Source organism: Micromonospora chersina (assembly GCF_900091475.1).
In the GTDB taxonomy this organism is placed as follows: Bacteria; Actinomycetota; Actinomycetes; order Mycobacteriales; family Micromonosporaceae; genus Micromonospora; species Micromonospora chersina.
Map to the genome: position 1 here is coordinate 640,769 of NZ_FMIB01000002.1, position 25,785 is coordinate 666,553.

General features: G+C 75.0%; 25 protein-coding genes and 1 pseudogene. 12 read left to right on the top strand and 14 right to left on the bottom strand.

Going from position 1 to position 25,785, the window contains the following annotated elements; translation table 11 throughout:
• Window position 1: 1 nt before the first annotated feature.
• Genes GA0070603_RS02810 through GA0070603_RS02820 form a run of 3 tightly spaced genes read left to right on the top strand, consistent with a single transcriptional unit; the run spans window position 2 to window position 2,760 of the window.
• The gene (locus GA0070603_RS02810) at window positions 2-955 is read left to right on the top strand and encodes a sugar kinase (protein ID WP_091306591.1); all 954 of its coding nucleotides are present in this window, start codon (window positions 2-4) and stop codon (window positions 953-955) included.
• A 40-nt stretch (window positions 956-995) separates the two neighbouring features.
• Window positions 996-2,225: a D-mannonate dehydratase ManD gene (manD, locus tag GA0070603_RS02815; RefSeq protein WP_091306594.1), complete on the top strand. Its 1,230-nt coding sequence runs from the start codon at window positions 996-998 to the stop codon at window positions 2,223-2,225.
• Window positions 2,215-2,760, top strand: a complete 546-nt coding sequence (locus GA0070603_RS02820) for a gluconokinase (RefSeq protein ID WP_091306597.1) — start codon at window positions 2,215-2,217, stop codon at window positions 2,758-2,760. Before manD ends, GA0070603_RS02820 begins: the two co-directional genes overlap by 11 nt.
• A 43-nt stretch (window positions 2,761-2,803) precedes the next feature.
• Here the strand turns inward: GA0070603_RS02820 and GA0070603_RS02825 are convergent, their stop codons facing one another.
• Together GA0070603_RS02825 and GA0070603_RS31050 are read right to left on the bottom strand one after the other, a co-directional pair.
• On the bottom strand, window positions 2,804-3,223 hold the full coding sequence (locus GA0070603_RS02825; protein WP_091306601.1) for a YchJ family protein: 420 nt from the start codon (window positions 3,221-3,223) through the stop codon (window positions 2,804-2,806).
• Between the two features lie 21 nt (window positions 3,224-3,244).
• A complete protein-coding gene (locus tag GA0070603_RS31050) occupies window positions 3,245-3,820 on the bottom strand; it encodes a histone H1 (protein ID WP_139131790.1) in 576 nt (191 codons plus the stop codon).
• A gap of 213 nt (window positions 3,821-4,033) precedes the next feature.
• On the opposite strand from GA0070603_RS31050, the gene GA0070603_RS02835 reads away from it, so the two are divergent.
• On the top strand, window positions 4,034-4,654 hold the full coding sequence (locus GA0070603_RS02835) for a DsbA family protein (RefSeq protein ID WP_091321446.1): 621 nt from the start codon (window positions 4,034-4,036) through the stop codon (window positions 4,652-4,654).
• 51 nt (window positions 4,655-4,705) lie between these two features.
• On the opposite strand, the gene GA0070603_RS02840 is transcribed toward GA0070603_RS02835, so the two are convergent.
• Entirely contained in the window at window positions 4,706-6,181 is a 1,476-nt protein-coding gene (locus tag GA0070603_RS02840) for a PhoX family protein (RefSeq protein ID WP_091306608.1), read from the bottom strand.
• A gap of 146 nt (window positions 6,182-6,327) precedes the next feature.
• The gene (locus GA0070603_RS02845) at window positions 6,328-7,104 is read right to left on the bottom strand and encodes an SGNH/GDSL hydrolase family protein (protein ID WP_091306611.1); all 777 of its coding nucleotides are present in this window, start codon (window positions 7,102-7,104) and stop codon (window positions 6,328-6,330) included.
• Between the two features lie 79 nt (window positions 7,105-7,183).
• On the opposite strand from GA0070603_RS02845, the gene GA0070603_RS02850 reads away from it, so the two are divergent.
• The gene (locus GA0070603_RS02850; RefSeq protein ID WP_091306613.1) at window positions 7,184-8,182 is read left to right on the top strand and encodes a phosphotransferase family protein; all 999 of its coding nucleotides are present in this window, start codon (window positions 7,184-7,186) and stop codon (window positions 8,180-8,182) included.
• Window positions 8,183-8,186: 4 nt separating this feature from the next.
• On the opposite strand, the gene GA0070603_RS02855 is transcribed toward GA0070603_RS02850, so the two are convergent.
• The 3 genes from GA0070603_RS02855 to GA0070603_RS02865 form a co-directional block, all read right to left on the bottom strand.
• Window positions 8,187-9,299 carry a magnesium and cobalt transport protein CorA gene (locus tag GA0070603_RS02855; protein ID WP_091306616.1) on the bottom strand — a complete coding sequence of 371 codons (1,113 nt, stop codon included), beginning with the start codon at window positions 9,297-9,299 and terminating at the stop codon, window positions 8,187-8,189.
• 75 nt (window positions 9,300-9,374) lie between these two features.
• Entirely contained in the window at window positions 9,375-10,025 is a 651-nt protein-coding gene (locus GA0070603_RS02860) for a class F sortase (RefSeq protein ID WP_091306619.1), read from the bottom strand.
• 85 nt (window positions 10,026-10,110) lie between these two features.
• Window positions 10,111-10,599: a hypothetical protein gene (locus GA0070603_RS02865; RefSeq protein ID WP_091306622.1), complete on the bottom strand. Its 489-nt coding sequence runs from the start codon at window positions 10,597-10,599 to the stop codon at window positions 10,111-10,113.
• A 368-nt stretch (window positions 10,600-10,967) separates the two neighbouring features.
• On the opposite strand from GA0070603_RS02865, the pseudogene GA0070603_RS32535 reads away from it, so the two are divergent.
• A pseudogene (locus GA0070603_RS32535) lies at window positions 10,968-11,126 on the top strand (DUF6767 domain-containing protein); the annotation flags it as partial.
• 104 nt (window positions 11,127-11,230) lie between these two features.
• On the opposite strand, the gene GA0070603_RS02870 reads toward GA0070603_RS32535, so the two are convergent.
• Entirely contained in the window at window positions 11,231-12,055 is an 825-nt protein-coding gene (locus tag GA0070603_RS02870; RefSeq protein WP_091306625.1) for an ArsR/SmtB family transcription factor, read from the bottom strand.
• A gap of 167 nt (window positions 12,056-12,222) precedes the next feature.
• Window positions 12,223-13,077: a helix-turn-helix transcriptional regulator gene (locus GA0070603_RS02875; protein ID WP_208862789.1), complete on the bottom strand. Its 855-nt coding sequence runs from the start codon at window positions 13,075-13,077 to the stop codon at window positions 12,223-12,225.
• Between the two features lie 129 nt (window positions 13,078-13,206).
• On the opposite strand from GA0070603_RS02875, the gene GA0070603_RS02880 reads away from it, so the two are divergent.
• Together GA0070603_RS02880 and GA0070603_RS02885 are read left to right on the top strand one after the other, a co-directional pair.
• A complete protein-coding gene (locus GA0070603_RS02880) occupies window positions 13,207-14,898 on the top strand; it encodes an AMP-binding protein (RefSeq protein ID WP_091306627.1) in 1,692 nt (563 codons plus the stop codon).
• Window positions 14,895-16,502, top strand: a complete 1,608-nt coding sequence (locus GA0070603_RS02885) for an AMP-binding protein (protein ID WP_091306631.1) — start codon at window positions 14,895-14,897, stop codon at window positions 16,500-16,502. The genes GA0070603_RS02880 and GA0070603_RS02885 overlap by 4 nt, the downstream gene beginning before the upstream one ends.
• A 3-nt stretch (window positions 16,503-16,505) precedes the next feature.
• Here GA0070603_RS02885 and GA0070603_RS02890 read toward each other — a convergent pair whose 3' ends face one another.
• Window positions 16,506-17,015, bottom strand: coding sequence for a DinB family protein (locus GA0070603_RS02890; RefSeq protein ID WP_091306633.1), 510 nt, complete (start codon window positions 17,013-17,015; stop codon window positions 16,506-16,508).
• A gap of 140 nt (window positions 17,016-17,155) precedes the next feature.
• Between GA0070603_RS02890 and GA0070603_RS02895 the strand changes: the two genes are divergently transcribed.
• Window positions 17,156-18,442 (top strand): vanadium-dependent haloperoxidase, encoded by a 1,287-nt coding sequence (locus GA0070603_RS02895; RefSeq protein WP_091306640.1) that lies wholly within the window; start codon window positions 17,156-17,158, stop codon window positions 18,440-18,442.
• 37 nt (window positions 18,443-18,479) lie between these two features.
• On the opposite strand, the gene GA0070603_RS02900 is transcribed toward GA0070603_RS02895, so the two are convergent.
• Both GA0070603_RS02900 and GA0070603_RS02905 read right to left on the bottom strand, forming a co-directional pair.
• The gene (locus GA0070603_RS02900) at window positions 18,480-19,826 is read right to left on the bottom strand and encodes a nicotinate phosphoribosyltransferase (protein ID WP_091306648.1); all 1,347 of its coding nucleotides are present in this window, start codon (window positions 19,824-19,826) and stop codon (window positions 18,480-18,482) included.
• A gap of 90 nt (window positions 19,827-19,916) precedes the next feature.
• Window positions 19,917-20,438 carry a pyridoxamine 5'-phosphate oxidase family protein gene (locus GA0070603_RS02905; RefSeq protein ID WP_091306651.1) on the bottom strand — a complete coding sequence of 174 codons (522 nt, stop codon included), beginning with the start codon at window positions 20,436-20,438 and terminating at the stop codon, window positions 19,917-19,919.
• A gap of 154 nt (window positions 20,439-20,592) precedes the next feature.
• Here GA0070603_RS02905 and GA0070603_RS02910 point away from each other — a divergent pair, with 154 nt between their 5' ends.
• Window positions 20,593-21,459 (top strand): hypothetical protein, encoded by an 867-nt coding sequence (locus tag GA0070603_RS02910; protein ID WP_139131791.1) that lies wholly within the window; start codon window positions 20,593-20,595, stop codon window positions 21,457-21,459.
• A 64-nt stretch (window positions 21,460-21,523) separates the two neighbouring features.
• Entirely contained in the window at window positions 21,524-22,792 is a 1,269-nt protein-coding gene (locus GA0070603_RS02915) for an MFS transporter (RefSeq protein ID WP_091306658.1), read from the top strand.
• Window positions 22,793-22,798: 6 nt separating this feature from the next.
• Here the strand turns inward: GA0070603_RS02915 and GA0070603_RS02920 are convergent, their stop codons facing one another.
• Window positions 22,799-23,866, bottom strand: a complete 1,068-nt coding sequence (locus GA0070603_RS02920) for a Gfo/Idh/MocA family protein (protein WP_091306661.1) — start codon at window positions 23,864-23,866, stop codon at window positions 22,799-22,801.
• Window positions 23,867-23,957: 91 nt separating this feature from the next.
• Here GA0070603_RS02920 and GA0070603_RS02925 point away from each other — a divergent pair, with 91 nt between their 5' ends.
• Window positions 23,958-25,217, top strand: coding sequence for a lycopene cyclase family protein (locus GA0070603_RS02925; RefSeq protein ID WP_091321456.1), 1,260 nt, complete (start codon window positions 23,958-23,960; stop codon window positions 25,215-25,217).
• Here the strand turns inward: GA0070603_RS02925 and GA0070603_RS02930 are convergent.
• Complete coding sequence (locus GA0070603_RS02930) at window positions 25,202-25,783, bottom strand: dihydrofolate reductase family protein (protein WP_091306665.1); 582 nt, start codon at window positions 25,781-25,783, stop codon at window positions 25,202-25,204. The genes GA0070603_RS02925 and GA0070603_RS02930 overlap by 16 nt on opposite strands.
• Window positions 25,784-25,785 lie beyond the last annotated feature (2 nt).

A 25,785-nucleotide genomic window follows, 5' to 3' on the forward strand; every position in this document is an offset into this window, starting at 1 on the left:
CATGAGCGGCCTCGACCTGCTCACCTTCGGTGAGGCGCTGGTCTCGCTGCGCTCGACCGGGCCGCTGACGGCCGGCGGCGCGCTCACCCCGCACCTGGCCGGGGCGGAGGCCAACGTGGCGATCGGGCTGGCCCGGCTCGGCCACCGGACGGCCTTCGCCGGCCGGGTCAGCGACGACGAGCTGGGCACCTTCCTGCTGCGCCAGTTGCGCGCCGAGGGCGTCGACGTGAGACACGTGGTCCGCGACGCCGAGCGGCCCGCCGGGCTCATGTTCCTGGAGCGGCGCACCGCCGACCTGACCCGGGTGCTCTACCAGCGGGCCGGCTCGGCCGGGTCGGCGCTCGGCGTCGACGACCTGCGGCCCGCCCTGGGGGCCGGCGCCCGGGTGCTGCACCTGACCGGGATCACCCCGGCGCTCTCGGGCCGCGCCCGGGAGGCCGCCGCCTGGGCGGCCGAGACGGCCGCCCGGGCCGGGACGCTGGTCTGCCTGGACGTCAACCACCGGGCGAAACTGTGGTCCCGGGACGACGCGCGGGCCGTGCTCACCCCGCTCGCCGGGCACGCCTCGGTGGTGGTCGCCTCGTCCGACGAGCTGGACCTGGTCGGCGCGCCCGGCGCCGACGAGGAGACCCTCGTCGCCGGGCTGCTGGCCCGGGGCGTGTCGACAGTGCTGGTGAAGCTCGGCGGTGACGGCGCCCGCGCGTACACCGCCGACGGCCGCCGGGACGCGGCGGCGCTGCCCGTGACGGCGGTCGACACCGTCGGCGCGGGGGACGCCTTCACGGCCGGCTACCTCTCCGGTCACCTCGACGGGCTCGACCTGGCCGGACGGCTGCGCCGCGCGGTCACCCTCGGCGCCTTCGCCGTCGCCGGACACGGCGACTGGGAGACGCTGCCGCGCCGGGACGAGCTGTCTCTCCTGGACTCCCGGCAACCCGGCGACACCCTTCGCTGACCCACCCCGAGAGCCGACCCACCCCGAGAAAGGCACCCGCGTGAAGATCGTCGCAGCGGACGTGATCGTCTCCAGCCCCGACCGCAACTTCGTCACCCTCCGGATCACCACCGACGAGGGCGTCACCGGGCTGGGCGACGGCACCCTCAACGGCCGCGAGCTGGCCGTCGCGTCCTACCTGGCCGACCACGTCGTCCCCCTGCTGATCGGGCGTGACCCGCACCGCATCGAGGACACCTGGCAGTTCCTGTACCGGTCGGCCTACTGGCGGCGGGGACCGGTCACCATGGCCGCCATCGCCGCCGTCGACGTCGCGCTCTGGGACATCAAGGCCAAGGCCGCCGGAATGCCGCTCTACCAGCTCCTCGGCGGCGCGTCCCGCACCGGGATCATGGCGTACGGGCACGCGTCCGGCCGGGACCTGCCCGAGCTGTTCGACTCCATCCGCGCGCACCTGGAGCTGGGCTACCGGTCGATCCGGGTGCAGACCGCGGTGCCCGGCATCAACGCCGTGTACGGTGTCGCCGCCCAGCCCAGCATCGACGGCAAGCGCTACGACTACGAGCCCGCCCAGCGCATCCCGCTGCCCGCCGAGGAGGACTGGGACACCCGCGCCTACCTGCGCCACCTGCCCGCGGTGTTCGAGGCGGTACGCAACGAGTTCGGCCCCGAGCTGCCGCTGCTGCACGACGGCCACCACCGGATGACCCCGATCCAGGCCGCGAAGCTCGGCAAGGCGCTGGAGCCGTACGACCTTTTCTGGCTGGAGGACTGCACCCCGGCGGAGAACCAGGAGGCGCTGCGGCTGGTCCGCCAGCACACCACGACGCCGCTGGCCATCGGCGAGGTCTTCAACACCGTGTGGGACTACCAGACGCTGATCCGGGAACAGCTCATCGACTACGTCCGGTCGGCCGTCACCCACACCGGCGGCATCACCGCGATGCGCAAGCTCCTCGACTACGCGGCCCAGTACCAGATCAAGTCCGGCATCCACGGCCCGACCGACATCTCACCGGTCGGCATGGCCGCCGCGCTCCACCTGGACCTGGCCATCCACAACTTCGGCATCCAGGAGTACATGCAGCACGGCCCGCTCACCAACGAGGTGTTCCGGCAGTCGTTCACCTTCACCGACGGCTACCTGCACCCCGGCGAGCAGCCCGGCCTCGGCGTGGAACTCGACGACGAGGCGGCGGCCCGGTTCCCGTACCAGCCCGCGTACCTGCCGTTCAACCGTCTCAAGGACGGCACCGTCCATGACTGGTGAGCGGTTGCCCACCCGGCACGTCGTCGTGATGGGCGTGTCCGGGGCGGGCAAGACGACGGTGGCCCGGGGGATCAGTGAGCTGACCGGACTGCGGTTCGCCGAGGCCGACGAGTTCCACACCGAGGCGCACGTGGCCCAGATGCGGGCCGGCATTCCGCTGACCGACGCGGACCGGTGGCCCTGGCTGCGCGCCCTGGCCGGGTGGATGGCCGAGCGGCACGCCGAGGGGGTGTCCACCGTGCTGACCTGCTCGGCGTTGAAGCGCGCGTACCGGGACATGCTGCGGCAGGGGCCGGCGGACGTGGAGTTCCTGCACCTCGACGGGGCCGCCCAGCTGATCCGGGACCGGTTGGACCGGCGGGTCGGCCACTACATGCCGGCCAGCCTGTTCGACTCCCAGCGGGCGATCCTGGAGCACCTGGGACCGGACGAGTCGGGCGTGGTGCTGGAGGTGGCGGCGCCGCCGGAGGAACTGGTCCGCAGGGCGGTCGACCTGCTCGGCCTGCGGTCGCGGGCCGCGGTCTCCGGACCCTGACGGGCGTACGCCGGCCGGTGGGCGGATCACCGCCGGCCGGCGGTCACCCGGACAGGGCGTCCAGGTAGACCCAGCGGCCGTCCTCCCGGACGAACCGGCTGTGCTCGGCCACCGCGCCGGGCCGGCCGGCCTCCCGGTAGTGCGCGCGGAACGCGACGGTGCCCTCGGTGTCGAACAACCCGCCCCGGTCCGTGTCGAGGACCTCCAGCCGGGTCCACCGGGTGCCCGGGTCCAGCCCCAGCCGGGGCGGGCGGGTGGTGGAGTGCCAGCTGCGCAGCAGGTAGCCGGCGTCACCCACGGCGAAGGCGCTGTACCGGGAACGCATCAGCGCCTCGGCGGTGGCCGCCGCCGCGACGCCCCGGTGGATCGGCCCGCAGCAGTCCGCGTACGGCAGGCCGGAGCCGCAGGGACAGGGACCGTCGGTCGGGTCGGCCGCGCTCCGGCGGGCACCGCGTTTCGCCACCGGGTCATTCTCGCCGACGGCTCACCGGCCGCTCGCCCGGGCCGTCCGCCGGCTGCCGAACGACTCCATGGTCGTCGCCTTCCTCGCCGGCGTCCGCGTCGCGGCGACCCGCTGGGCCTTGGCGCCGGCAGCGGCCTTCTTCGCGGTGGCCGCGCGGGCCGTGCCCTTCGCGGCCGGCGCCTTCTTCGCCGTGGTCCGCGTGGCCGGGGCCTTCTTCACCGTTCTCCGGGTGCCGGGCGCCTTCTTGGCCACGGCCTTCTTGGCGGGGGCCTTCTTCGCCGCGGCCTTCGTGGCGGGCGCCTTCTTGGCGGGGGCCTTCTTGACCACGGCCTTCGTGGCGGGGGCCTTCTTCGCGGCGACCGCCTTGGCGGTGGGCTTCCGGGTGGGCGTCGCGGTGGTGGCCGAGGTGGCCTTCTTCCGCGCCACCCGCGCGGTGGTCGGTGTCGGCTTCCCGCCGGGGGTCTTGGCGGCGGTGGCCCCCGTCGCCCGCCTGGTGGCGGTCGCGGCCTTCTTCGCCGCGACCTTGTTCGGCATCGGGGCCTTGCGGGCCCCGGTGGCTTTCCTGGCGCTGCTCGGTCTGGTGGCCGCCTGGGCCATCGTTCCTCCTCGCGGTCCGCCGCGGCCCGGACGGGTGCGTCCGGCGACGTCGGGCCGGCCGGCCCGCGCGGCGCGCGTGTCTTCCCGTCGCGCCGGTGGTCAAACACGGCGGTGGATTGGCCCAACAAAACACGTGCGGATCGGCACTGCTGGTGGGCCGATCGTCCGCCTAGCGTCGGACGGGCAACGGAGAACGAGAGGACCTGGACGACCATGACGACCGCCGACATGTGGTTCGACCCGCGCTGCCCGTGGGCCTGGAACGCCTCCCGCTGGCTGCTGGAGGTGGCGCGGGTCCGCGACGTGCCGATCCGCTTCCACGTAATGAGCCTGTCCCTGCTCAACGAGGGCCGCGAGGACCTGGAGGAGTGGTACCGGGAATGGCTGAAGCCCGGCCTCGGCCCGGTGCGGGTCTGCGTGTCCGCCGCGCAGAAGTACGGCCCCGAGGTGCTGGGCGACCTCTACACCGCGCTCGGGGAGCGGATCCACCACGGGCGCGTCCCCGTCGGCCGGGAGCTGTACACGGCGGCGCTGGGCGAGGTCGGTCTCTCCGTCGACCTGGCCGACGCGGCCGACACCACCGACCACGACGAGGCCCTGCTGGCCAGCCACCGGGCCGGGTTGGCGCCGGTCGGCGAGGACCTCGGCACGCCGACCATCCACGTCACCGGCGCCGACGGGCGGACCCACGCGTTCTTCGGGCCGGTGGTCGCGCCGATCCCGCGCGGCGAGGACGCCGGCCGGCTCTGGGACGGGGTGCTGCTGGTCTCCGGCACCGACGGGTTCTTCGAACTGAAGCGGGGGCGCACCCGCCGGCCGATCGAGCGCGCCTGAGCCCGGCCGTGCCGCGGCGGGTGGGCCGCCCCACCCGCCGCGGCCGGCGTCTCAGACCCCGATCCGGGACCAGTCACCCCAGATCGCGAACGTCATCCCGCGGCTCGCCTGGATGTTGACGAACAGGGTGTGCCCGTCCGGGCTGAAGGTGGAGCCCGCGAACTCGTCGTTGGACCGGTCCGCTCCGGTGCTGCTGACCAACCGGTTCAACGCGATGTCGAACAACTCGCCGCGCGGGGTGAGCCCGCGCACGTAGTTGTCGTCCACGTTGTCCTCGCAGACCACCAGCGTGCCGCGCGGGCTGGTGGTCACGTTGTCCGGGAAGTCCAGCACGTCCGGCCCGGGCGACTCGTACACCAACCGCAGCACCTCCGCCCGGCAGTCGTACGCCCACACCTGGCCGTGCCCGTTGCCGAACCCGTCGGCGATCGGGCCGGTCGACGTCTCGGCGGGGCCACCGCCCTGGGTGGCGGTGAAGTAGACGACGCCGTCGTCGTACGCCGACCCTTCCAGCCGGGAGAAGTAGGCGGCGCCCCGGTCCCAGCCCTGCCGCGAGACGTACGTCAGCGCCTGGTCGTTCGTCGTCGGCGCGGTCTGGCCCGGGGTGTACGGGAACCGCGGCGCCGGGTCGTCGATGTCCACCCACTGCACCGGGTACGTCGCGTGGCGCCGCTGCGCCGCGGCCAGGTTCAGGTTGCGGCGGCCGCGCACCGCGAGCATCTGGAGCCGGCCCCCGTCGGCCAGCCGGCCGGACCTCATCGGGTCCACGGGAGGCGTGTACCGGTAGAAGCCGGACGGGAAGCCGAAGTTGTCCTCGGTCAGGTACAGGTGCCCGCCGCGCGGGTCGTACGCCACCGACTCGTGCGCGAACCGGCCGGCCGCGGTGATCGGCGCGCGGTCCGACCGCCCGTCCGCGGGCACCTCGTAGACGAAGCCGTGCGGCTGGGTGAGCGGCACGTTGGAGGTGCCGGTGAAGTCCGGGCCGACGTCCGGCCCGTTGACCGTCTCCTCGCAGGTGATCCAGCTGCCCCACGGCATCCGGCCGCCGGAGCAGTTCATCATGGTGCCGTTCAGGCTGGTCCACGAGCGCCGGACCTCGCCGTGGCGGGTGACCTCGACAGTGGTGGTGCCGCCCTGCGCCATCGGGTCGTACGCCGCGGCGGCGTCCCCGAAGGCGGGGCCGGGGTTGTTCACCTCGTGGTTCCGGACCAGCCGGACGGTGCCGTCCGGCCCGCGGAAGGCGCCCATGCCGTCGTGCCGGCCGGGCAGCCGCGTGCCGTCGTCCAGCGTCACGGGGAACTCGGTGTCGTGGAACGAGCGGTACTGGAAGCCCTCGGGCAGGTGCAGGCGGACCTTGCCGTCGCGCAGGTCCGGCACGGGCCCGAGGGTCGGGTGGGGCGCCGGACGCCGGCCGACCGCGCCGGCCTCGCCACGCGCCACGAACCCGATGAACGGGCCGCCGAGGACCGCGCCGCCGGCGGCGACGGCGGCGCCGCGCAGCAGGGTGCGCCGGTGGAGATCAGGCATCGGGGGACTCCTTTGTCGCCAGGTCTCCGTCCATGAAGGCCGGAGACCGATCCTCCGAGTGATCCTCGTCACCCGTTCACCGCATGGCAACCTCTCGGCCGGGTTGCGGCCGGGTTCGGTACCTCAGGTCGGCCTGCGCGGACTGTTCAGTCCGCCGGCAGGTCCACCGGCAGGGGCACCGGCCGCTTCGCCACCCGGTCGTCGCCGGAGGAACGCCCGCGCACGTGCCGGCCCAGCCACGGCAGCAGGTGCCGCCGTATCCAGGCCAGCTCGGCCCGGACCGCCTCGTGGCGGGGCCGGCGGGCGGCCGGCGGGAGGGGGAGCGACCACGAGTCGTCGTACCCGGGCAGGCCGGCGGTGTGGGCGAGCGCCGCGGCGATCCGCTCGTGGCCGGCGGAGTTGGCGTGCAGCCGGTCGTCGCTCCACAGCCGCGGGTCGGAGGCGACCGGATGCGCGCCGAGGTCGAGCAGCGTGGCACCGGTCTCGGCGGTGGCCGCGCGGACCGCCTCGTTCAGCGCCAGCACCCGGCCCCGCAGCGGGCGGGCCAGCGGCATGACCGGCGCCGGGTCGGGCAGGGTGAAGGTGAGCACGGTGGCGCCCTGGCCGACAAGCGCCCGCTGCATGGCGCGTACGTCCTCGACCACCCGGTCGGCGTCGAAGGACGGGCGCAGCACGTCGTTCATGCCGGCCACCACTGTCGCCAGGTCGGGGGCCAGCTCCAGCGCCACCGGCAGCTGCTCGGCGCGGATCCGCGCGGTGGTGCGCCCGCGGATGGCGAGGTTGGCGTACTCCAGGCCGCCCTGGGCGCGGGCCACCGCGAGGGCGAACCGGTCGGCCCAGCCCCGGTAGCCGCCCGCCTCGTCCGGGTCGTCCAGCCCCTCGGTGGTGCTGTCGCCGATCGCCACATATCGCCGCCACATCATGCGGGCCAGCCTACGGAACCCCGCCCGGCCGTTTCCGGGACAGCGCCCGCACGGCCCGGCCGCTAGCGTGGTGCGGGACATGAGCCCGACGCAACGCCGCCTCGACCCCGACCAGGTCCGGCGCTACCTGGCCGCGTCGCTCGGCCCCCACCCCGGGGTGGCCGACTGCGGGCCGCTGGACGGCGGCGGATTCGCCGCCGTCTGGTGGGTCACCCTCGACGACGGGCGGGCCGTGGTGCTCAAGGTGGGGCCGCCGCCGCAGGTGCCGCTGCTGCGCTACGAGCGCGACATGATCGGGGCGGAGGCTCGCTACCTGCGGCTGGTCGCCGCGCGGGCGCCCGCCGTGCCGGTGCCGCCGCTGCTGCACCACGGCCACGACCCGGTGCTCGGCGACTGGCTGCTCACGGGCCTGCTGCCCGGCCGCACCCTGTGGGACCTGACCCGGGCGGGCGCCGAGGTGGGTCCGGTCCGGGCCGAGTTCGGCCGCGCGCTCGCCACGCTGCACGGCGTCACCGGCGACCGCTACGGCTACGACGGCGGCCGGACCGGCGCGTCCACGTGGCGGGGCGCGTACACGGCAATGCTGGACGACCTGCTCGCCGACGCGGCGGACTGGTCCGTGCCGCTGCCCGTGCCGGCGGCCCGGATCCGCGAGCTGGTCGACCGGCACGCCCACGTCCTCGACGCGGTCCGCCGCCCGGCGCTGCTGCACTTCGACGGCTGGGCCGGCAACGTCCTGGCGGTCGACGGCCCCGACGGGACGCCCCGGCTCAGCGGGCTTGTCGACGGCGAGCGCCACCTCTGGGGCGACCCGCTGCTGGACCTCGTGTCGCCGCTGCTGTTCCGGCGCGCCGAGGACGAGCCGGACGACCCGCTCGTGCGGGCGTACCGGGCGGTCGCGCCGTTCTCGCTGGACGCCGGGGCGCGCCGCCGGCTCGGGCTCTACCGGCTGCACCTCTACCTGCTCATGACCGTGGAGATGCCCAGCCGGGGCATCACGGCCGAGTCCGACCCGTGGCGGGTGGACCGCCTCGCCGAGCTGCTCGACGCCGAACTGTCCGACCTGGGCGGTCCCTGACCGCTCAGAGCCAGCCGGAGCGCCGGAACAGCCGGTGCAGGGTGACCGCGGCGGTCGCCATGAGCAGCAGGGCGCCCGCGTAGCCGTACCGCCAGCCCAGCTCGGGCATGTGCGCGAAGTTCATCCCGTAGACCCCGGCCACCGCCGTCTGCGTGGCCGCGATGGCCGCCCAGGCCGCGATCTTGCGCATGTCGTTGTTCTGCTCCACGGCGAGCTGCGCCAGCCGCGACTGGAGGATCGAGTTCAACAGCTCGTCGTACGCGCCGATCCGGTCCACGGCCCTGGTGAGCCGGCTCTCCACGTCGGCGAACCAGCGGTGCAGCGCCGGCGGCGGACCCTCGCCCCGCTGCTCCAGCAGCGCGCGCATCGGCGCCTGCAACGGCAGCACCGCCCGCTTGAACTCCACCACCTCCCGCTTGAGCTGGTAGATGTGCTGGATGTCGGCGTCCCGGTCACGGGCGAAGACGCTCTCCTCGACCCGTTCCAGGTCCCGTTCCAGATGACCGGCGACCTCCAGGTAGAGGTCGACCATCCGGGCGCAGACCGCGTACGCCACCGCCCACGGCCCCTCGGCCAGCACGCCCGGCCGGCGCTGCACGTCCTCCCGCACCGGGGTCAGCGCGCCCGTCGCGCCGTGCCGGACGGTGAGCGCGAACCGGTCGCCGAGGAACACCATCACGTCCCCGGTGTCGATCACCTCGGAGGTGGCGGTCAGCTCGGTGTGCTCCACATAGCCCGCCGTGCGCAGCACCAGCAGCGTCACCTCGCCGTGCCGCTGCACGGTGGGCCGGTGCCCGTCGGCGAGGGCCTGCGCCACGGCCAGCTCGTCCAGCCCGAAGGTCCGCCCGACCGCGGCCATCACGGCGGGGCCCGGCTCGTGCAGGCCGAGCCAGACGAAGGCGCGGCGGGTGCGGCGGGCCCGGTCGTACGCGTCGGCGTAGTGCGGCCGGCCCGGCTCCCGGCGGCCGGCCACGTAGACCGCGCAGTCCACCACGGCGTCCGGGTTGGCCCGGCGCGGCGCCGGCCCGGCCTCCTCCTCGGCGCGCCCGAGCAGGCGGGCGACGAGACCGGGCAACAGCCGCCCGCGCCGCCGGGTCCGTACCGCCGACCGGTCCACCGCGCACCTCCACCCGCCGAGGAACTGACGGCCCACCGTACGGCCTGCCGGCGCTCCGGCGGTGTCCGGCCCGCGTCAGCGGGCGGCGGTGGCGAAGACCACGATGTTGTCCGGGTAGTTGCCGGTGCGCGGGTCGAACCGGCCGCCGCAGGTGATAAGCCGGAGCCGGGCCTCGGCGCCACCGCCGTACACCCGCTCGGTGGGGAAGCGCTCCTTCGGGTACGCCCCGACGCCGTCCACCGTGAACACCGCGACCCGGCCGTCGGCCCGGGTGACCTCGACGGTGTCCCCGGGGCGCAGCCGGCCGAGGTCGAAGAAGACCGCCGGGCCGCGCAGCGAGTCGACGTGTCCCACCAGCACGGCGTTGCCGGCCTCGCCAGGGGTGGGGCCGCGCCGGTACCAGCCGGCGATCTCGGGGTGGTCCAGCGGCGGCACCTCCAGCGCGCCGCCGGCGTCGGTGGCGACGGGGACGATGTCGGCGTCGACGTGGATGCGGGGGATGGCGACGCGGACCGGCTCGGAGCGGGGGAGCACCGGGCCGGGCGAGCCCGAGCGTTCCGCGGTCGGCGCGGCCGAGGCTCCCGGCTGGGGCGGTGGGTGGGCGGTGGTGCCGAGGCCGGCGGCGACCAGCCCGGCGCCGGTGGCGCCGGCCACTGTGAGCGCGGCGACGACGGCCGCCGTGCGGGTCCGCGACGGCCGGCCCGCCGGGTGGCGCTGCGACGACAGGGTTCCACCTCCGTCCGTCGTGGACGCGGTGCCCGCGCCGGTCCGACCGGCGCGGGCACCCGCTCAGGGATGGTGTGGCGGGCCGTCAGGCGACGGCGGTCGCGCGCCGGCGGCGGCGCACCAGCACGTACGTCCCGCCGGCGACCGCCGCGGCCGCCAGCGCGCCGCCCGCGACCAGCACGCCGGTGTCGCCGTCCCGGCCACCGGCCCCGGCCTGGGCGCCGCCGATCGGGGTGACCGTGAAGCTGGCCGTGCCGCCGTTGGTGCCGTCGCCGCAGGTGGCGGTGACCGTGTACGTGCCGAGGGTGAACCCGGCCGTGAAGAGTTCGGCGCTCAGGCCGCCGCCCGCCGCGGCGGTCGTGGATCTGACGTTCTGGTCCCGGTTGGGACCGGTGACGCGGAAGAGCGCGTCACCCGCCTTCGGGTTGCACGACGTCGTGGTGAGCACGACGGTCCCGCCGACCGGAGTGGTGGCCGGTGAGACGGTGGTGTCCGCGAGGGCGGCGGCCGGGAGCAGCAGTGTGCCGAGGCCCACGCCGACCGCCGCCGATCCGAGAACTGTCTTTGCCTTCATCCGCGTCTTCCCTCACTTTTCGTCCGCTGTCTGCGTGGGACGTCGTTCGGGTGGCCAACTCCGTGACTAGCACCGGTGTGGCCAACACTAGGAGGGTTGCGGCGGTCACTAGGCGTAATTGAGAAATCTTCGGTGCCGTCACCTGTTCCCGGTCGCTCCCGGGTGCGACGGACATGCCCGCCCAGCCCGGACGGTCGGGCGGGACGGAACGGGCCGCACCGCGTGGGACGTCCCGTCCGGACGGTCCCCGTCCTGTCTGTCCGGTTCGACCCGGCGGAGGCCGTCCCGTCCGGGTCGGCTCCGGGACGGTCCCGGGTGGGGACCAACGGCCCTGACGGGCGCCCGGGCGGGCGCGGCACCCTGGAAGCGTGAGCACCGCGACCCGGCCGGCGGCGAGCTGCCCGATCCGCCCCGGCGAACCGTGCACCCTCTGCCAGGTCGACGTCACCGGCCCCCAGGACTGCGGCCTGGTGTGGCTCGTGATGGGGGACGACGAGCTGCGTGACGGCGTGCACCGCACCCGGCTCGACCGGCGGGCGGGTCAGCGGGGGCGGCGGCTCGCGTCTGCACGGTGGCGGTGCTCGGGAACAGCCGTGACATCCACAGTGGACAGTGCCCGGCGGGCTCCTGCTCAGCCGGCGGGGACCGGCTCCGGCAGCGGCTGGCCCGTCTCCAGCAGGCTCTTGAGGCTGGCCAGCAGCTCCGGCCAGCCGCCGCTGCCGTCGAGCTGGCCGCTGATCGCCCGGTGCATCTCGCTGTCCGGGGAGAAGTCGTCGTGGGTCACCGTCAGCCGGACCGTCTCGCCGTGCGGGGTGAGGTCGAAGGTGACCTTCGAGCGGCGCTCGCCGAGCCGGGCGGCCAGTTCCTCGTCGGACCAGCCGAAGTGCGCGGCGTGCTCCGGTTGGAAGCCGTGCCAGGTGTACGCGAGCCGCCGGTGGGGCTCGGCCTCCAGCACCCGCTGCCCGAGGTCCTTCGGCTCGCCGTCGGGGGAGTCCTGCCAGAGCAGGGGCGAGCCGGGCCGCCAGTCGGAGACCAGGGTGACGCCGCCCCAGTAGCGGCGGGTGAACTCGGGCGCGGTGAGTGCGGTCCAGAGCCGTTCCGGGGTGGTGCGGACGTAGGTGGTGTAGACGAACGTCGGGCCCTCCATGGGCTGCCCCTCCAATGCTGCCTGCAGGTCGGCGAGCGCCTGCGCCCGGGCCCGGTCGTACCGGCCGATCCACCGGTCGGCCACGGCGTTGATCGGGGCGGCGTTGAGGTGGTGCAGCTTCTCCCGCCCGCGCCGTGTGGTGGTGACGAGGCCGGCCGCCTCCAGCACCGCGAGGTGCTTGCTCACCGACTGTCGGGTCATGTCGAGCCCGGCGCACAGCTCGCGCAGGCTCTGTCCGTTGCGGACGTTCAGGCGGTCGAGGAGCCGGCGGCGGCTGGCGTCGGCCAACGCCCGGAAGACCTCGTCCACCCGTCCTCCCCTCGGGACCGGCAACCTCCTGGTTGCCTGTCCCGAGGATAAGCAACCAGGCGGTTGCCTGTCCAGCGGAACCTGGAAACTAGCCTCCTAGGATGACCTAGGCGGTGTGCGGCCCGGCACCACGGAGAAGCGAAGGCCACGAAGACCGTCGCCTGGCGTCAGGGGAGGAGACCGGCGCGGCGGGCGGCCACCACGACCTCCAGCCGGGTGTGCGCGCCGAGCTTGCGCATGGCCGAGCGCAGGTAGCTCTTCACCGTCTCGGGACGCAGCCCGAGCTGCCCGGCCACGTCCGCGTTCGTGCAGCCCAGGGCCACGCAGGCCAGCACGTCGGTCTCCCGGGGCGACAGGGCCACCGCCGCCGTCGACCCGGGCCGGCGTGCCGCGCCGGCGAGCCGGTCGGCCACGGCGTCGAGGCGGTCGCGCAGCTCGGGGTCGGTGATCCGGGTCAGCAGGCCGCGCAGCTCGGCGTGCGCCCGCCGGACCTGCTCCCACTCCGGCCCGGCCGGGTCCGGACGGGACGGCACGGCCGGCAGGGCGGCCAGCGCCGTGCGGGCGGCGTCCCGGTCCGCGAGGCGGCGTTCCAGGTCCCGGCCGGCGTCGACGGCGGCGGCCACCAGGCGGTCACCGAGGGGCAGGCGCTGGCGCACGGCGCCGTAGAGAACCGCGCGGACCTCGCGGCGCACCACCACGGGCACGGCGACCACCGAGCGCAGCCCCTCGGCGGACACCGGGGCGTCGTACTCGTGGCTGATCGAGCGCGCCACCGGGTAGTCGTCGACCCGCAGCGGCAGCCCGAGGGCCAGCGCCTTGCCGCCCAGGCCGGCGCCGGCGTGGATGGCGAGGCCGCGCAGCGCCGTCGTGCTGGTGCCGGCCAGCTCCGTGATGGTCATCCGGGCCGGGCCGCCCGGCGCGACCAGCCCGCCGAAGGCGACCGGCAGGCCGGTGCCGCGGCGCAGGGTCAGCAGGCCGCGCCGGACCTCGTCGGCGTCGTCGCGCGGGTAGAGCCCCTCCACCTGGCCACCTCCCCGCCGGCCACCCCCGTCCGGGGGTGGTGAGACCTGCGTCACCCGATCGAGGATCAGCGTACTGCGCGCGGCGCCGTCCCCTCCCGGCCGCGCGCTCCGGATCAGGAAGGACACCCCATGGCCACCGCCGGCACCCAGGCCTTCCGCGAGGCGCGCGACTTCCTGCTCGCGCACCGGACGGACCACGAGACCGCGTACGAGAAGTTCCGCTGGCCCCGGCTGGACGAGTTCAACTGGGCGCTGGACTGGTTCGACGTGCTCGCCGAGGGCAACGACGACACCGCACTGCGGATCGTCGAGGCGGACGGCGGCGAGGGGAGCTGGTCGTACGCCGAGCTGTCCCGCCGCTCGAACCAGGTGGCGAACTGGCTGCGCACCCGCGGCGTACGGGCCGGAGACCGGCTCATCCTCATGCTCGGCAACCAGCTCGAACTCTGGGAGACCATCCTCGCCGCGATCAAGCTGCGCGCCGTGATCATCCCGGCCACGCCGCTGCTCGGCCCCGCGGACCTGGCCGACCGGCTGGCGCGCGGCGCGGCTCGGCACGTGGTGGTCGGCGCGGAGCACGCCGGCAAGTTCGCCGAGGTGGCCGGCGACTACACCCGCATCGCGGTCGGCGCCCCGGTCGACGGCTGGCACGACCACGCCGACGCGTACGGCGCGGACGAGGTCTTCACCCCGGACGGTCCGACCCGGGCCGACGACCCGCTGCTGCTCTACTTCACCTCGGGCACCACGGCCCGGCCGAAGCTTGTCGAGCACACCCACGCCTCGTACCCGGTGGGGCACCTGTCCACGATGTACTGGATCGGGCTGCGCCCCGGCGACGTGCACCTGAACATCTCCTCGCCGGGCTGGGCGAAGCACGCGTGGAGCAACGTGTTCGCACCGTGGAACGCCGGCGCCCAGGTGTTCGTCTACAACTACTCGCGCTTCGACCCGGCCGGGCTGATGGCTGCCATGGACCGGTGCGGGGTGACCAGCTTCTGCGCGCCGCCGACGGTGTGGCGGATGCTGATCCAGGCCGACCTGACCCAGCTCGCCCGCCCGCCGCGCAGCGTGGTGGGCGCGGGGGAGCCCCTGAACCCCGAGGTGATCGAGCAGGTCGAGGCGGCCTGGGGGGTGACGGTCCGGGACGGGTACGGGCAGACCGAGACCACCGCGCAGATCGGCAACCCGCCCGGCGCGCCCGTGAAGCCCGGCTCGATGGGGCGTCCGCTGCCCGGCTACGTGGTGCGCCTCGTCGACCCGGTCACCGGAAAGGTCGGCGACGACGGGGAGGTCTGCCTGGACCTGGCGCACCGGCCCACCGCGCTCATGGTGGGCTACCACGGCGACGCGGAGCTGACGGCCACGGCGATGCGGGACGGCTGGTACCACACCGGGGACCTCGCCTCCCGGGACGCCGACGGCTACCTCACCTACGTGGGCCGCACCGACGACGTGTTCAAGGCGTCGGACTACCGGGTGTCGCCGTTCGAGCTGGAGAGCGTCCTGCTGGAGCACGAGGCGGTGGCCGAGGCGGCCGTGGTGCCGTCACCGGACCCGGTGCGGCTGGCCGTGCCGAAGGCGTACGTGGTGCTCGCGCCGGGCTGGACGCCGGGTCCGGAGACCGCGGCGGCGCTGTTCGCGCACTCGCGGGACCGGTTGGCCCCGTACCTGCGGGTGCGGCGGTTGGAGTTCGCCGACCTGCCGAAGACCATCTCCGGCAAGATCCGCCGGACCGAGCTGCGCGCCGCCGAGCGGGACAAGCACGCCGCCGCCGAGGCGCGGCCGGCCGGCGAGTACCGCGAGGAGGACTTCCGATGAGCCTGCCCTCGTACGCCAGCGGGACCTCCGACGCGCCGCTGCTCGGCGACACCATCGGCGCGAACCTGGCCCGCGCCGTGGAGGCGTACCCGGACCGGGAGGCCCTGGTCGACTGCCCGAGCGGCCGGCGGTGGACGTACGCCGAACTCGGCCGCGCGGTGGACGACCTGGCCCGCGGCCTGCTGGCGGCGGGGGTGGCCAAGGGCGACCGGGTCGGCATCTGGGCGCCGAACTGCGCGGAGTGGGTCCTCGTGCAGTACGCCACCGCCACCGTCGGGGCGATCATGGTGAACATCAACCCGGCCTACCGGCGGCACGAGCTGGAGTACGTGCTGAACCAGTCGGGGGTGAGCCTGCTGGTGTCCTCGCCCGGCTACCGGAGCAGCGACTACCGCGGCATGGTCGCCCAGGTCCGCGACGCCTGCCCGGCGCTGGGCACGGTGGTCTGGCTCGGCGAGTCGAGCTGGGACGACCTGGTGGCCGCCGGCGCGTCGGTGCCGGTCGAGCGGCTGGCCGCGCGGGCGGCGGAGCTGAGCTGCGACGACCCGATCAACATCCAGTACACCTCGGGCACCACCGGGTTCCCGAAGGGCGCGACGCTGTCGCACCACAACATCCTCAACAACGGCTACTTCGTGGGCGAGCTGGTCCGCTACACCGGGCGGGACCGGATCTGCCTGCCGGTGCCGTTCTACCACTGCTTCGGCATGGTGATGGGCAACCTGGCGGCCACCAGCCACGGCGCCTGCGTGATCATCCCGGCGCCGACCTTCGACCCGGCCGCGACGCTGCGCGCGGTCGCGGCCGAGCGGGCCACCTCGCTGTACGGGGTGCCGACCATGTTCATCGCCGAACTGGCCCTGCCCGACTTCGCCGATCACGACCTGTCCAGCCTGCGTACCGGCATCATGGCCGGCTCGCCGTGCCCCGTGGAGGTGATGAAGCGGGTCATCGACGGGATGCACATGGCCGAGGTGGCGATCTGCTACGGCATGACGGAGACCTCACCGGTGTCCACCCAGACCCGGCACGACGACGACCTGGACCGGCGTACCGCCACGGTGGGGCGGGTGCTGCCGCACGTCGAGGTGAAGGTGGTCGACCCGGCGACCGGGGTGACCGTGCCGCGGGGCGAGCCGGGGGAGCTGTGCACCCGGGGCTACTCGGTGATGCTGGGCTACTGGGACGAGCCGGAGCGCACGGCCGAGGCGATCGACCCGGCGCGCTGGATGCACACCGGCGACCTGGCGGTGATGCGCGAGGACGGCTACCTGACCATCGTCGGCCGGATCAAGGACATGATCATCCGGGGCGGGGAGAACGTCTACCCGCGCGAGATCGAGGAGTTCCTCTACCGGCACCCGAAGATCTCCGACGTGCAGGTGGTCGGCGTCCCCGACGAGCGCTACGGCGAGGAGATCCTTGCCTGCGTGATCCTGCGCGACGGGCACGACACGCTCACCGTGGAGGAGGTCGCGGAGTTCTGCCGGGACCGGCTGGCGCACTACAAGATCCCGCGGCACGTACGGGTGATGGACGCCTTCCCCATGACGGTCAGCGGCAAGGTACGCAAGGTCGAGCTGCGTCACGCCGGCCCCGCCTGACCGTCACTCCCCGGTGCGGCCGTCGGCCAGCTCGCGCACGATGTCGAGGTGGCCGGCGTGCCGGGCGTACTCCTGGAGGACGTGGAAGAGGATCGCGGTGAGGGTGGGCCGCCGCGCCAGGTCGGTGAACCGGCCGCCCAGCGCGGCGGCCGTGTCCGGCGGGGTCGCCTCGACGATCTCCCGGGTCCGCCGCCCGCCCCGGTGCAGGGCGGCCACGAGGTCGGCCACCGTCTCGTCCGGTCCGACGTGCCAGCGGTCCTCGGCGCGGTCGCCCCACGGGTCCGGCACCGGCTCGCCGAGGAACCCCCAGACCAGCCAGCGCCGCTCCATGAAGGCCAGGTGCTTCAGCAGCTCGACCGGTGTCCAGCCGGACGGCACCAGGGCGGTGCGGGCCTGCGCGTCGGTCAGCCCGGCGACCCGGTCGGCGACCGTGTCCCGGTAGTAGTCGAGGTAGGTGAGGAACAGCGCCGGCACGTCCGCCGACGGGCCGGGCTCGGGGAACGGCACGCGCATGCCGGGCAGTATGCCGGACGGTACCGCCGATCGGTCTATCGACCGATGGGAATCCCGCCGCTTATAGTCAGCTTGCTCAATGCTGTGACCTCGTTACACGGGGTGAATCGACGGGTCGGAAGCAGCGGGGGAGAGACTTCATGGCAAGCAGAATTCGCACCGTGCGCCGCGCCACCTGCGCGGCCGTCGTCGGCGTCCTGGCCACCGGCCTGCCACTGGCGGTCACGCCGTCGGCAGCCCAGGCCTCCGCCGGCGCCGTGTCCGCCGAGTCCGTCCTCACCTGGGACCTGCACGCCGAGACGGCGATCTGGGACGTCGCGCGCCAGGCACCGCAGGTCCAGTCGCGGGGTGCCGCCATGGTGCACGGGGCGATCTACGACGCGGTCAACGCCATCGCCGGCACGCCGTACCAGCCGTACCTGACCGCGCCGGCCGCCGACGGGTCCGAGTCCGTCGACGCCGCGGTGGCCGCGGCCGCGTACCGGGTGCTCGACGCGATCTTCCCGGACCAGCACGACGCCCTCACCGCCCGGTACGCCGAGTCGCTCGCCGCGATCCCCGACGGCCGCGCCGAGCGCCGTGGGATCGAGGTCGGCACGCGGGCCGCCACCGCGATGATCGCCGCCCGCCGCGACGACGGCGCGTTCGGACCGCAGACCTTCCCGGTGGGGACCGAGCCCGGCCAGTGGCGCCCCACCCCGCCGGCCTACGCCAACGACGGCGGCTGGGTCGGCCACATGAGGCCCTTCGTGCTGCCCAGCGCGTCGATCTTCCGCACGTCCGGTCCGCCGGCGCTCACCAGCGCGCAGTACGCCCGGGACTACGACGAGATCAAGGCGGTGGGCTCGGCCAACAGCACGGTCCGCACCGCCGACCAGACCGAGGCGGCGATCTGGTGGCACGACCGCCGGCTCGGCGAGTGGGAGATCAAACGCCAGCTCGTGACGACGCAGCGACTCACGGCCCTGCAGGCCGCCCGGATGTTCGCCATGGTGGACGTCGCCGAGGCGGACGCGGTCATCGCCTGCTTCAACGAGAAGGAAGCCTGGAACCGGTGGCGGCCGATCACCGCGATCCGGCTCGGCGACACCGACCGCAACCCCGCCACCGCCGCCGATCCCGACTGGACGCCCCTGCTGGTCACGCCGCCCCACCCCGACTACACGTCCGGGCACACCTGCAACACCGGCGCCACCATGTCGGCGCTGGCGTACTTCTTCGGCCGCGACGACATCCCGTTCGACGCCTACAGCGCCGACTCCGGCACCCGGCGGTACTTCAGCAGCTTCTCCCAGGCCCTCACCGAGGTGATCAACGCCCGGGTGTGGGGCGGCATCCACACCCGCACCGCCGACGTGCAGGGCGCGCGGATCGGCCTCGCGACCACCGCGTACCTGGTCCGGCACCAGTTCCGGCCCCGATCCTGAGGCGGTCACTCGGGCGGTCGGTCCGCGCCGGGCAGGCTCATGGGCCACCCGTCGGGGCGCCCCCGAGCCGCGCGGCCACCCGCTCGTGCAGCGCCGCCAGTGCCGGGCTGACCGTCACGGCCGGCGGCGTCGGATCGGCCAGCCGGGTGGCCGGCTCGGGCAGCCAGGCGAGATCGGCGTCGAAGCGGCCACGGGCGGCGCGTACCGCCTCCGCGGGGTCGGCGGGGTCGAGGCGGCGGCCACCGCGCACGACCGGCACCAGCAGCGGCTCCCGGCCACCCGGTGGTGGCTCGTCACGCAACCCCACCACGTCCCCGGCCGCGCCGGTCGGATCGCGGAAGACCTGCTTGGCGGCGGGCAGCGTGGCCTTGCCGGGGGACAGCTTCAGCACCGGCCGGTCGCCGTAGGCGACCAGCTTGTAGGCGCTGTCCAGCGACGGCGCGTCGTACGAGACGCCCATCTTCGTGCCGACGCCGTACCCGTCGATCGGGGCGCCCTGCGCCACGAGCCCCGCGATGACGTTCTCGTCGAGGCTGCCGCTGGCGATGATCGTGGCCTGCCGCAGGCCGGCGTCGTCCAGGATCGCCCGGGCCTGCCGGGCCAGCGCCCCGAGGTCGCCGGAGTCGAGCCGTACGCCGAACGGGCCGGTCAACCCCAGTTCGGTGACGACGTCGACGGCGGCCCGGACTCCCGCCGGCGTGTCGTAGGTGTCGACCAGGAAGATCGGGTTCGTGGGGAAGTCGGCGGCGAACGCGCGGAACGCCGCCCGCTCGTCGGGGAACGCCTCCACGTACGAGTGGGCCATCGTCCCGGACGGGGGGATCCCGTACCGCATGGCGGCCTCGACGTCGCTGGTCGCGGCGAAGCCGGCGATGGCCGACGCCCGCGCCACCGCCGCGCCGGCCTCGATGCCGTGGGTGCGGCGGAACGCGAAGTCGACCAGCTGCGCGCCGCCGGCGGCGAGCCGGCAGCGGGCCGCCTTGGTGGCCACCGTGGTGTGGAAGGTGATCAGGTTCAGCACGCCCGTCTCCACGAGCTGCGCCTCCGCGATCGGCGCGGTGACCTCCAGCAGCGGCTCGTCGGCGAACACCACGCGGCCCTCCGGTACGGCCCACACGTCCCCGGTGAACCGCAGCCCGGCCAGCGCCGCCAGGGCCGGCTCGTCGAACCCGACGGCGTCGCGCAGGTAGCCCAGCTCGGCGTCGTCGAAGGCGAAGCCTTCCAGGAACGCCAGCGCCTCGGCCAGCCCGGCGGCGACCAGGAACCCGCGCCCGGGCGGCAACCGGCGGACGAAGAGGCTGAACGTGGCGCGCTCCGTCATGTCCCGGCGCAGGTAGCTGGCCGCCATCCGCAGCTCGTACAGGTCGGTACGCAGTCCCGTCATGCCGTCACCTCCACCACGTCACCACTGTGATCCGTCCGGATGCGGGGCGTACGGGAAACGGGGGATCCGCCCCGGGCGGCGTCGCGCGGCTCAGCGCGGGCCGGCGGCCCGCCAGAACTGGCGCGGCGCGTACCCCTCGCGGCGCAGCCAGTGTTCGGTGTAGACGATCCGTTCCGCCGGCACCACCACGAGCGGCCCGGTCGGCGGCTCGTCCAGCGACCGGGACCGCTCCACGTGGTCGGACTGCCACCGGTACGCCGGCCAGTGCTCGTCGAAGTCCGGGTCGCCCGGGTGCAGCACCCGCGCCCGGCCGAAGACCTGCGCGCCGCGGCTGCTGGCCTGGCCGACCAGGGGCGCGAAGATCCCGATCGAGACGCGGGGGTCGGCGGCGAGGTTGCGCATCTTCGGTGAGTCGGCGACCGCCGTGAACATCAGGGTGAAGTCCAGGTGGAAGTAGCGCACGGGGGTGGCGAGCGGGCCGCCCGGTCCGGTGGTGGCCAGCACGCACATGTTCTGCGTGGAGAGCAGGTGGAGGATGCGTTCCTCCAGCCGGTCGCGGTCGAGGCGGGCGGTGGGCGCGGGTCCGGCGAGCCAGGGATTGGTGACAGGCATGCGAGATGATCTCATCAAGCCGGCCGATAAGGGGTCGCGGGTCTGGCCGCCGAGCGGCCATCCTGACCCCATGTCGCCCCACGGAACGGTTCGGTCGCCGCTGCCCGCGCCAGGAGGCGGTGGGGACGGACTGGCCCTGGAGGTGGAGACGCCCGTGCGTCCCGGTCTGCGGCTGGAGGTGGCGGGCGCTCGGCGGTTCCTGATCCGCCAGGCCGACCGGGTCGTCCTGCTGGCCCGACAACATCCCTGGCATCACGGCGTCCACTACGTCCGGATCGCGGGCTACCGATCGCCGGTACCACCGATCAGCGCCGCCCAGGCCCGCCGGGTCGGGGACACCGGCGGCGACGGGGACCGGGCAGCGCGCTGGGCCCACCGGTTCGTCAGTTGGCTCGCCGAGGCCGAGGACGGGCCGTTGCACCGGGGACGGTGGCACCTCACGCCCGGCATGCCGCACTGGGCGGTCCCGGGCCACTGGCCGCGGCTGCCGGTGGTCGATCCGGACCGTGGCCACATCACCTGGTTCGGCTACGGCCACCCCGTCGAGGACCAGCGCGACATCCTCCCGCTGCGCCGCCTCGCCCCGCCGGACAGCTCCCGGGTGCGGGCGTGGCGCCGGCAGGTCCGCGAGGGGACGCTGCCGCCCGTGCTGCTCTGGTGGGTCAGCGGCCTCCAGACACTGCTGGTCCTCGACGGCCACGACCGGATCGTCGCCGCGCTCGCCGAGGGGACCCGACCGCCGGTGCTGGTTCTCGCGCCTCCTGTCGACCCCGCGACGGTCGCCGCCGGGGAACGACGGGAACTGCGCGCGTACTCCGAGCGGATGGCCGCCCTCGCGGGCCGCAGCGATGTCGCGCCCGCTCGGGTGGCCGCCGCGTCGCAGCAGTTCGCCGCCGCGCTGCGCCAGACCGCAGGCGACCTGGGCCGGAACCGGGCCTGGCCGCTGCGCGGCGGCGTCGGAGCATGGGAGTGGCTCGCGGCGGACCTCGCGCCCGGCTGGCCCCCGGCTGAGCAACGGTGAGCTGGTCCTCCCGCTGCGGTAACCCGGTCGGCCCGGCGTCCGATCCCTGGTAGGTTCGCTCGCCGTGACGACGGGGACCGCGGGGGATCGGCTTGACGGGCGTTTCGCGCGGCTCTGGACCGCCAGCACCCTGTCGGCGCTGGGCAGCGGCATGGCCACGGTGGCCGCCCCGCTCTACGTGGCCTCCCAGACCGACGACCCGCTGACCGTGTCGGCGGGCGCCGCGGTGGCCTGGCTGCCCTGGCTGCTGTTCGCGCTGCCCGGCGGGGTGCTGGTGGACCGGGTCGACAGGCGCCGGCTCATGGTGGTCATCGACTGGTTGCGGGTGGCCGTGCTGGCCGTGCTGGCCGCCGCGATGGTCACCGACCGGGCCGGGGTGCCGCTGCTCTACGCGGTGCTGTTCGTGGTCAACACCGGCGAGGTGGTGTTCCGCACCGCCGCGCAGGCGGTCGTGCCCGCGGTGGTGCCGCGGTCCCGGCTGGAACGGGCCAACGGCTGGCTGGGCGGCGGCACCCAGATCATGCAGAACATGGTCGCCGGCCCGCTCGGCGGCTTCCTCTTCGTGGTGGCCGCGGCCATCCCGTTCGCCGCCAACGCCGGCACGTACGCGCTCAGCGCCGTCCTCGTCGGCCTCCTCGCCGGGTCGTACCGGGGTTCGCCCGGGGCGGGCGGGCGCCGCTCGGTGCGCGCGGACGTCGCCGAGGGGTTCCGCTGGCTGCTGTCCCAGCGGCTGCTGCGCACCATGACCCTGCTCATCGGGCTGCTCAACGTCACCCTGACCGCCGCCCTCGCGGTGCTCGTGCTGCTCGCCACCGACCGGCTGGGCCTCGGCTCGGTCGGCTACGGCGCGCTGTTCACCTGCATGGCCGTGGGCGGGCTGCTCGGCTCGGCGGTCGGCGACCGGCTGGTCGCCACCATCACCGCGACCTGGACCGTCCGGGTCGGCCTGCTCGTCGAGGCCGGCCTGCACCTGGCCCTGGCCGCCTCGCGCAGCGCCGTGGTGGTCGGGCTGGCGCTGTTCGCCTTCGGCGTGCACGGCGCGCTGTGGAACATGGTCGCCAACTCGCTGCGCCAGCGGCTCACCCCGCCCGCGCTGATGGGCCGGGTGGGCAGCACCACGCTGTTCATCGCCGCGGGCGGCAACTGCGTCGGCGCGCTGCTGGGCGGCCTGGTCGCCGACCGGTACGGGATCACCGCGCCCTACTGGGTGGGGTTCGTAGTGGCCGTGGCGGTGATCGCCGCGACCTGGCGGGTGTTCGACCGGGCCACCGTGGCCACCGCGTACGCCGACCCGGCCCCGGACGGCCGGGAGACCCCGGCGTCGGTCGCCTGAGCGCGCTCAGGACAGCGGCGGCACCGGCAGGGTGACGCCCTGCGCGGCCGCCTGGTGCGCCAGTTCGATCAGCTCCACCACGCCGACCGACTCGGCCGGGTCCACGGGCAGCGGCGCGCCCTCCCGCAGCGCGTCCGCGAGCTGCGCGTAGAAGTCCTGGTAGCGGCCCGCCTCGGTGGGCACCGACCGCAGCTCGCCGTCGGCGCCGAGCCCGCCGTACCGGTCGGGGTCGACCTCGCCCCAGCCCGGGGTGCCCGGCCGGCCGCCGTCGCGCAGCGCCGCCTCCTGCGGGTCCAGCCCGTACGAGGTGTAGGCGGCCCGGTCGCCGAGCACCCGGAAGCGCGGGCCGAGCTGCGCGGTGACCGCGCTCATCCACAGGTGGGAACGGACTCCGCCGGCGTGGGTGAGCGCCACGAACGCGTCGTCGTCGACCTCGGCGCCCGGCCGCCGCCGGTCCACCTCGGCGTAGACCCGCTGCACCGGCCCGAACAGCCGTACCGCCTGGTCGACCAGGTGGGCGCCCAGGTCGAACAGGGCGCCGCCGGCCTCGCCGGGTGCGGCGCTCTCCCGCCAGCCCGGCTTGATGGCCGGCCGCCACCGCTCGAACCGCGACTCGAAGCGGGCCACCCGGCCCAGCTCGCCGGCCTCGACCAGCCGGCGCACGGTCAGGAAGTCACCGTCCCAGCGGCGGTTCTGGAAGACGGTGAGCGGCACACCGGCGGCGGCCGCCTCCGCGACCAGCGCCCGCCCCTCGGCGGCGGTCGGCGCGAGCGGCTTGTCCACCACGACCGGCAGCCCGGCCGCCACCGCGGCCCGGGCCATGGGCACGTGCTGCCGGTTGGGCGTGGCCACCACGACCAGGTCGACGGTGTCGGCGGCCTGCCAGAGCTGGTCGGCGTCGTCGAGCACCCGGGCGTCGGGGTGCTCGGCGTTCACCTGCGCGCGGCGCTCCGGGTCCCGGGTGACCACCGCGTCCAGCCGGAGGCCGGGCGTGGCGGCGACCAGCGGGGCGTGGAACACCCGCCCCGCGATCCCGTACCCCAGCAGCCCCACCCGCAGCGGCGCCCGCCCCATGTCCGTCCCCCCGTCGTCGGTGATCCACCTGCGAATCTACGCGGCCCACCCGGGGCGGGACGGCGGGTCCCCGGCGGCGGCCGTTCCCGGGGTGTGGCAGCGTGGGCGGGTGCACCCAACCCCGGTCGAGGTCGACCTCGCGCTGGTGGGCGGCGGCGGGGCCGCCTCCCTGGTTCTGGCCGCCCTGGACCGGCACGACCTGACCGGCCTGCGGGTCGCCGTGGTCGACCCGGTGCGCAAGCGCGGCCAGGACCGCACCTGGGCGTTCTGGGGCGCACCCGGCGGCGACCTGGACCCGCTGCTGAGCGCGAGCTGGTCGCAGGTCGACGTGGTCACGCCCGCCGGCCGCCGCGTCCTGCCGCTCGCCCCGCTGCGGTACGCCATGCTCCGCTCCGGCCCGGTCTACGACCGGGCTGCCGCGGCCGAACAGCGGCTGGGCGCGGTGCGGATCGGCGCGCCGGCCGGCGCGCTCGCCGACGACGGTGACCGGGTGACCGTGCACGACCCCGAGGGGCGGCCGCTGGTCCGGGCCGGCTGGGTGCTCGACTCCCGGCCCCGCCCGCCAGCCCGGCCGGGGCGGACCAGGTGGCTGCAGCACTTCCGCGGCTGGTGGCTGGCCGCCGACCGGCCCACCTTCGACCCGGGCCGCGCCGTGCTCATGGACTTCCGCACCCCGCAGCCCGCCCGGGGGGTCTCCTTCGGCTACGTGCTGCCGGTCGACGAGCGCTACGCCCTGGTCGAGTACACCGAGTTCGGTCCCGCCGTGCTCACCGACGCGGAGTACGACGCGGCGCTGCGCGGCTACGCCGGCCTGCTCGACCTGGACCTGGGCCGGCTGCGGGTACGGGAGGTGGAGAACGGGGTGATCCCGATGACCGACGGCCCGTTCGTCACCCGCCCCTCGCCGCGGGTGGTCCGGCTCGGCACGGCCGGCGGCGCCACCCGCCCGTCCACCGGGTTCACCTTCTCCGCGATGCTCCGCCAGGCCGAGCAGGTCGCCGGGGCCCTCGCGGCGGGCCGGCCGCCGGTGCCGTCGCCCGCGTACCCCCGGCGTCACCTCTGGATGGACGCCGTGGCGCTGCGCGCCCTGGACCGGGGGCACGTCGGCGGGGTGGAGTTCTTCGAGCGGCTCTTCGACCGCAACCCGCCGGAGCGGGTGCTGCGCTTCCTCGACGGCGCCACCGCACCGGCCGAGGACCTGGCCGTGATGCGGTCCAGCCCGCTGCTGCCGATGACCGGCGCGGTGCTGGGCGACGCCGTCGACCGGCTGCGCGCCCGGGTGCGCCGCGGCACGGCCCCCGCCCCCGTGCCGGAGGCCGGGCCGCGGGCCGCCGGTCAGGCCGGCTCGTAGCGGGCGATCACCACGCCGGTGGTCGTGGTGACGCTGTCGGTCAGCCGCAGCTCGCCCGGCTCGTCGCCCGGGTCGAACAGCCGCCGCCCGCCGCCGAGCACCACCGGGTGGACCAGCAGCACGTACGCGTCGACCAGCCCGTGCCGGCGCAGCGACCGGACCAGCTCACCGCTGCCCAGCACGGCGATGTCCGGCCCGGGCCGCGCCTTGAGTTCCCGCACCGCCTCGATCACGTCGCCCTTCAGCAGGTGGGAGTTCACCCACGGCAGCGGCTCGTCCAGCGTGGTCGAGGCGACGTGCTTGGGCAGCGCGTCGAGCACCGGCGTGAACGGGTTGCCGGTCTGCCGGGGCCAGTAGCCGGCGAAGTCGGCCCAGGTGCGGCGGCCGAGCAGCAGCGCACCGGTCGAGGCCATGCCCTCGCCCATCTTCCGCCCCAGGACCGGGTCGTTGTGGGGCACCGCCCAGCCACCCCGGGTGAAGCCGTCCCGGGTGTCCTCGTCGGGACGTCCGGGTGCCTGCATCACGCCGTCCAGGCTGACGTTCTCGGTGACGATGATCTTCGGCATGC

Excerpts from the sequence above, each read along its gene's own strand:
- GA0070603_RS02810 (WP_091306591.1), top strand. The coding sequence starts at position 2 with ATGAGCGGCCTCGACCTGCTCACCTTCGGTGAGGCGCTGGTCTCGCTG.
- GA0070603_RS02820 (WP_091306597.1), top strand. The coding sequence starts at position 2,215 with ATGACTGGTGAGCGGTTGCCCACCCGGCACGTCGTCGTGATGGGCGTG.
- GA0070603_RS31050 (WP_139131790.1), bottom strand. The coding sequence starts at position 3,820 with ATGGCCCAGGCGGCCACCAGACCGAGCAGCGCCAGGAAAGCCACCGGG.
- GA0070603_RS02835 (WP_091321446.1), top strand. The coding sequence starts at position 4,034 with ATGACGACCGCCGACATGTGGTTCGACCCGCGCTGCCCGTGGGCCTGG.
- GA0070603_RS02840 (WP_091306608.1), bottom strand. The coding sequence starts at position 6,181 with ATGCCTGATCTCCACCGGCGCACCCTGCTGCGCGGCGCCGCCGTCGCC.
- GA0070603_RS02845 (WP_091306611.1), bottom strand. The coding sequence starts at position 7,104 with ATGATGTGGCGGCGATATGTGGCGATCGGCGACAGCACCACCGAGGGG.
- GA0070603_RS02850 (WP_091306613.1), top strand. The coding sequence starts at position 7,184 with ATGAGCCCGACGCAACGCCGCCTCGACCCCGACCAGGTCCGGCGCTAC.
- GA0070603_RS02865 (WP_091306622.1), bottom strand. The coding sequence starts at position 10,599 with ATGAAGGCAAAGACAGTTCTCGGATCGGCGGCGGTCGGCGTGGGCCTC.
- GA0070603_RS02880 (WP_091306627.1), top strand. The coding sequence starts at position 13,207 with ATGGCCACCGCCGGCACCCAGGCCTTCCGCGAGGCGCGCGACTTCCTG.
- GA0070603_RS02885 (WP_091306631.1), top strand. The coding sequence starts at position 14,895 with ATGAGCCTGCCCTCGTACGCCAGCGGGACCTCCGACGCGCCGCTGCTC.
- GA0070603_RS02890 (WP_091306633.1), bottom strand. The coding sequence starts at position 17,015 with ATGCGCGTGCCGTTCCCCGAGCCCGGCCCGTCGGCGGACGTGCCGGCG.
- GA0070603_RS02895 (WP_091306640.1), top strand. The coding sequence starts at position 17,156 with ATGGCAAGCAGAATTCGCACCGTGCGCCGCGCCACCTGCGCGGCCGTC.
- GA0070603_RS02900 (WP_091306648.1), bottom strand. The coding sequence starts at position 19,826 with ATGACGGGACTGCGTACCGACCTGTACGAGCTGCGGATGGCGGCCAGC.
- GA0070603_RS02905 (WP_091306651.1), bottom strand. The coding sequence starts at position 20,438 with ATGCCTGTCACCAATCCCTGGCTCGCCGGACCCGCGCCCACCGCCCGC.
- GA0070603_RS02920 (WP_091306661.1), bottom strand. The coding sequence starts at position 23,866 with ATGGGGCGGGCGCCGCTGCGGGTGGGGCTGCTGGGGTACGGGATCGCG.
- GA0070603_RS02930 (WP_091306665.1), bottom strand. The coding sequence starts at position 25,783 with ATGCCGAAGATCATCGTCACCGAGAACGTCAGCCTGGACGGCGTGATG.